This window comes from Flavobacterium sp., assembly GCF_003525665.1.
Classification (GTDB): domain Bacteria; phylum Bacteroidota; class Bacteroidia; order Flavobacteriales; family Flavobacteriaceae; genus Flavobacterium.
Genome location: NZ_DQDX01000009.1, coordinates 1 through 5261 on the forward strand (window position 1 = coordinate 1; position 5261 = coordinate 5261).

Genomic DNA, 5261 nt, shown 5'->3' on the forward strand with positions numbered 1-5261 from the left:
TCCATAATTAGTTCCATTTATTGTTTGTATCATTTTGTTTATTCAATATTTCTTGAATTTTCTTTTCCTCCCAATTTTTACCAAATCCGAAGGTTTCAAAAGCATGAAAAGTTAATCCCAAACCCCAACCCAACATTGGAAACCAAAACCATTGAAATTTGTGTGGCGAGTTTAGATTTATGATAATTAATATTGGAATCACTAAGCAATATGATGCTAGATTTCCGTAAAATCCTTTTAACTTTTCTACTCGTTCTTTTGCTCTCAAGTAAGAAGTATTTTCGTTGTATGTATTTGATGTTTCCATGATGCTTATTTGTTTTGTTAAAATAGGTAAATAAACTGCAAAAGCCTCTTTGTTCTCGTCAATCAAGACTTTTCGGCGCGATAGAATTGCATATCGACTTACAATATTTTGAAGTCCGACTCCTTTTCTATCTTGTAAAACTTCTTTCTTTTGCAGGTTATTTTCAACTACTAAAAAATTATCTTTTATATAAATTTTGATGTGAAGTGGTTTGTTTTCGCTAACCACATTGTGTTTAATGGTATTTTCTAACAATAATTGCAATGACAAAGGAACTACCTTGGCATCTGCATTATCAAAATTCTCAGGTAATTCGAATGTTATACTGTTTTCAAATCGCATTTTTAGCAAATTCATGTACGTTTTTGCGAAAGCCAATTCTTCTGAAACAGTTACTAATTCTTTGTCTTTTTGTTCTAAAACGTATCTGTAAATCTTAGATAATGATGTTGTAAAACGTTGCGCATTTTCTGGGTTTTCTTCGATTAACGAACTCAACACATTCAAACTATTGAAAAGAAAATGCGGATCGATTTGGTTTTTTAAGCTTTCAAATTTAGCATTCGCAGTTCCAGCGATTATCTTTTGTTCTTTTAAACGGCTTTCCTGGTAAGCTTTGTAAAAGTAAAATGCATGAAAAGCAAGTGTAACTACAAATGTTATTACAATGGTAACTAGATAATTACTAAACTTTTCTTTTTCAAAAAATAAAGCAAATGAACTTCCTTCAATAATTACATCTTCAAAAATTCTCAGTAAAAAGATTACTCCAACCGAAATTATAAATGAACCTGTAAAACCTATTAAAATTCTTTTTCTATTGAACCTTTCTTTGCTAAAAATCTCATCAAGTTTCATGAATAAAATAGCATTTGCATAGTACAACATGAAACTGTATAAAGTTGAATAACCAAAATTGATTAATAAACTTGAGTTCAATTCAATTCGAACTCCCGATAAGAATCTTATGATTACTAGAACTAAAAAGATACTAACAGAAATGAAAAGAGCTCTTGGTAATTCTTTGATTAATTTGGTTATCATATTTAATTTCTATTCAAATGGATTATTAATTAGCCCTGATTGTAGTGAAAATCCTTTTTGTTTTTTCTTTAAAAACAGAAAGATTGTAACGAAAAGCAGGAAATGCGTTTGTCGAAAAAGCCCGAACCATTCGCTACTACAAACTATTTACCACAGTTTTTTAATGTTTCTTGCGCTCTGTCTAAACCCCAAGATGGATGAAACTGTGATTCTGGTTTAAATTTAGCAAATAATTCGATAGATTTTGCAACTTGCTCACACATTGGTTTGGTGTCTGTTCCCCAATATTGCGCTCCACCTATTTCAAAATCTGCTTTTCCGAAAACAGCTCTTGGATTTTCTGGAGCCAATTTTAACGCTTTTTCATACAATTCAATGGTTGGTGCCGAAAGTTTCATTCCGTTCGTCATTGGATCTTGAACGATTAAAGCGGTGTTGATCATAGCTTGCATAATTAGAATTTCCGCATTGTTTGGCGAAATTAATTCTGATGCATCTAAAGCTGCTTGTGCTTTATTGATTAAAGCTGTAGCGTTTTTAGCATTTGCTGGATTGAAAGCTTCTGTTGTGTTTACTAAAGCTACATAATAATTTGGTAACCAATTTGTTTTTTCAACCGATGCAATTCTTTCAAATAAAGCTGACGCTTCTGTTGCGTTTCCTGTTCTCCAAGTTGTGAATGCTTTTCCCATTCCTTGCTCATACTGTTGTGCATTTACAGTTAAAACTGATGCTAAAAATACTACTAATGTTGTGATAATTTTGGTCATGATTTCTAATTTTTAAAATTATTATTGATTTTTTATTGATGATTAAAACTCTTGTTCTTAATTCTGATGTAAAAGTATTGTGTTTGTATGTGCTGTGAAATTTATACTTACTGAAATGTTGATTTTTTGGGATGAATTGTAAACAAATGATTTTTTTTGTAAATTTGGTAAAAATACAGTTATGAGTTCAGCAGAATTAAAATTAAAATTATTTAGAGAAATTGATACTCTTGACAAATCCAAATTGGAACAAGTTTATGGATTATTTGTTAATTTCATAAATAAAGAAAATGATACTGAAGAATGGAATTCATTATCAAAATCTCAACAAAATGGGCTAATTGATGCTATTGAAGAAATGAATTCTTCTGAAGGAATTGACCATAAAACCATCATGGATAAATACAAAAAGAAATATGCGTAAACCAATAAAATGGTCTTCGCATGCTGAGGAAGATTTTGCCAAATTACTTGAATATTTGGAAAATCGTTGGAACAATACCGTTTGTCTAAAATTCATCTCTAAACTGGATTTTTGCATTGATTTAATTCATAAAAACCCAAATCAGTTTCCTTATTTAAACCTTGAACTACAAATAAGAAAGTGTGTCGTGACGAAGCAAAACACACTTTATTACAGAGAAACAGATGCAAGAATTGAAATTTTAAGATTGTATGACACACGTCAAAATCCTGATACATTAAAATTCTAGTCTACAAATTATTCAACTGATTGTCTTTTTTATTATCACTTATTGTCCAAAAGAATCCGACAAAGAAGAATCGATCTGCAGTTGGAATTATTGCTTTTCTTTGAAAAACTCCATTTGAATCTGGTGAGTTTGCATATTCGTAGCCAAACACGTTTTCTGTTCCTAAAATATTACTTATTGAGATAAATAATATCTTTTGCTGACTTAACAAATAGGCCCAACTCATACTCACGTTATTGTAATTTTTAGTTTTTCCGTTCATGAAATCCATCTCATTTGGATCATCGTAAGGACGACCAGAATTGAAACTGTAAGATAATCCAACACTTGATTTCCAATCGTCTATCCAATATTTTGTTACTATCGAAAAGTTATTTTTGGCTACAAAACTTGGAGTAACTTCGCCTTCATAATTTTTATAATCACGTTTAGTATCGATATAAGAATACGAAACCCAATATTCTAAATTCTTTACCGATTGGTTGTCTCTCCAAAAAACATCTAATCCCTTAGCAAAACCAAATCCGTTGTTGTTATAATTCGAATCGTATTGTGCAATTTGTGTGTCATATTTTACCAAATCTTTATAATCTTTAAAGTAAACTTCTGTTCTAAAAGTGCGTTTGCCTTCATTATATTGATAATTCAAGATATAATGCGATGCTCTTTCATTATTAAAATCGGAATTAAATTTTAAATAATCTTGTCTTGGCGCTTGCTCAAATTCGCCATAAGCAAACGAAAACTGACTTGATTTACTCACTTTATAAGCAATTGAAGTTCTTGGAGAAATGGAAGTTTCATCTAACAAATCATTATTTACAGCTCGAACTCCTACTTTCATTGCCAATTTTTTAGAAAAGAAAATATCGGCTTCTGTAAATGCTGCTGCAATATTTGAATTGTAACCTGTTTGATTAGTTATAAACGAATATTTTTCATCAAATTTTGTAGTAAAATAATCGGCTCCAAATGACAATTTCACTCTATCAGATATTGATTTTCTTAGTTTTAATTTCAAATGAGATGCATGTTCTGTATTATCAATCAGTTGATTATCCAAACCAATTTTGTTGTTTCCTAAACCATAACTTAAACCAGATGTTAATTGCCAATTAGAACCAAAACTTCCTTTGTATGAAGCGTTTACATAAAGATTATTATTCTTCAAATCGACTCTAGTTTTGGCAACAGAATTTATACTTTCCTGATTTAAATCAAAACGTGATGCATCAAAAGCTGCGTATAATTTAAATAATCCTCGTTCCAATTCATAACGATAAACAACTTCACCAGAAAGTGATTGAAACGCTTTATTCCAATCTACATTTTGCGGAATCGCTACTTGATATGGAGCCAAATCTATGTAAGCTGTGTTAAATGTAAGCGAACTTTTTTTCCATTTTTGAGTATTTGCGACACCTAAACCAACAGTCATAAAAGAAATATCGGTTTTGTTTTCTGTTGCCATATCAGTTGTATTCAACAATAAAACACTTGATAAAGCTTCACCATATTCGGCAGAATAACCACCAGTTGAAAACGAAATTCCACTAAAAAGAAATGGTGAAAATCGTCCACGAGTTGGTAAATTTTGAGTTGTTGAGCCAAAAGGTTGCGCTACTCGAATTCCGTCAACATAAGTTTGAGTTTCATCACTTTCACCACCACGAACGAACAGTCTTCCGCTTTCGCCAACGGTTTGGGTTCCGGGTAAAGTTTGCAATGCAGAAACAATATCGCCGTTAGAACCAGCAGTTGTAACAATATCTAGTGGTTTTAAAACGGTGTTTTTAGATTTATCTCCAGCTTCAAAAGTTCCTGCGTTGATGACTACAACATCCAACGAATTCATACTTTCTTTTAGTTTGAATGTTTTACTTTGATAGTTTTCAATTTCAATTGACGTTTTCAGAGTTTCATTCGAAAGAAAAGAAATTACCAATGTTTTTGTTCCAGTTTCTGAAGTTGTAAAAGTGAACTCACCATTTTCATTGGAAGTTGCGCCATCATAAGTTCCATCGATAAAAATATTTGCTCCAGCGATAGCATTATTTTTTTCATCAACTACTTTTCCAGAAATTGTAGCTTGCGAAAATCCTAACGTTGCAATTAGTGCGATTAAAAATGTAATTATTGTTTTCATTTGTTGATTGGTTTTTGATGAAGCAAAGTTGCAGTAACTTATTGCAATTATAAACTTGTTTTTACTGAATTGTAGAATTACGTGGATGAATTGTAAACTACGTTAAAATTCATTTGTAAAAATTGTAAATTTGTAACTTTATTAAAATAATGATACACTTAAATAAAATTCATCATATCGCCATAATTTGCTCTGATTATCAGATTTCTAAAAGATTTTATACCGAAATTTTAGGTTTCAAAATTGTTGCAGAAGTTTTTCGAAAAGAGCGCGATTCTTAT

General features: G+C 30.9%; 6 protein-coding genes. 3 read left to right on the forward strand and 3 right to left on the reverse strand.

The genetic code is table 11. The features are described from left to right. Nucleotides 1–7: 7 nt before the first annotated feature. Complete coding sequence (locus DIU01_RS00620) at nucleotides 8–1351, reverse strand: 2TM domain-containing protein (protein ID WP_290831332.1); 1344 nt, start codon at nucleotides 1349–1351, stop codon at nucleotides 8–10. Nucleotides 1352–1494: 143 nt separating this feature from the next. After that, nucleotides 1495–2121, reverse strand: coding sequence for a hypothetical protein (locus DIU01_RS00625; protein WP_290831333.1), 627 nt, complete (start codon nucleotides 2119–2121; stop codon nucleotides 1495–1497). Nucleotides 2122–2302: 181 nt separating this feature from the next. On the opposite strand from DIU01_RS00625, the gene DIU01_RS00630 reads away from it, so the two are divergent. Both DIU01_RS00630 and DIU01_RS00635 read left to right on the forward strand, forming a co-directional pair. Then, entirely contained in the window at nucleotides 2303–2545 is a 243-nt protein-coding gene (locus DIU01_RS00630) for a hypothetical protein (RefSeq protein WP_290831334.1), read from the forward strand. Further along, nucleotides 2538–2834, forward strand: coding sequence for a type II toxin-antitoxin system RelE/ParE family toxin (locus DIU01_RS00635; RefSeq protein ID WP_290831335.1), 297 nt, complete (start codon nucleotides 2538–2540; stop codon nucleotides 2832–2834). The genes DIU01_RS00630 and DIU01_RS00635 overlap by 8 nt, the downstream gene beginning before the upstream one ends. A 1-nt stretch (nucleotide 2835) precedes the next feature. Here DIU01_RS00635 and DIU01_RS00640 read toward each other — a convergent pair whose 3' ends face one another. Continuing rightward, nucleotides 2836–4980: a TonB-dependent receptor gene (locus DIU01_RS00640; RefSeq protein ID WP_290831336.1), complete on the reverse strand. Its 2145-nt coding sequence runs from the start codon at nucleotides 4978–4980 to the stop codon at nucleotides 2836–2838. Nucleotides 4981–5129: 149 nt separating this feature from the next. On the opposite strand from DIU01_RS00640, the gene DIU01_RS00645 reads away from it, so the two are divergent. Then, nucleotides 5130–5261: VOC family protein (locus DIU01_RS00645; RefSeq protein WP_290831349.1), on the forward strand; the 132-nt coding region annotated here is incomplete at its 3' end.

Coding starts and splice junctions, on each gene's coding strand:
- DIU01_RS00640 (WP_290831336.1), bottom strand. CDS start 4,980: ATGAAAACAATAATTACATTTTTAATCGCACTAATTGCAACGTTAGGA.
- DIU01_RS00630 (WP_290831334.1), top strand. CDS start 2,303: ATGAGTTCAGCAGAATTAAAATTAAAATTATTTAGAGAAATTGATACT.
- DIU01_RS00625 (WP_290831333.1), bottom strand. CDS start 2,121: ATGACCAAAATTATCACAACATTAGTAGTATTTTTAGCATCAGTTTTA.
- DIU01_RS00620 (WP_290831332.1), bottom strand. CDS start 1,351: ATGATAACCAAATTAATCAAAGAATTACCAAGAGCTCTTTTCATTTCT.
- DIU01_RS00635 (WP_290831335.1), top strand. CDS start 2,538: ATGCGTAAACCAATAAAATGGTCTTCGCATGCTGAGGAAGATTTTGCC.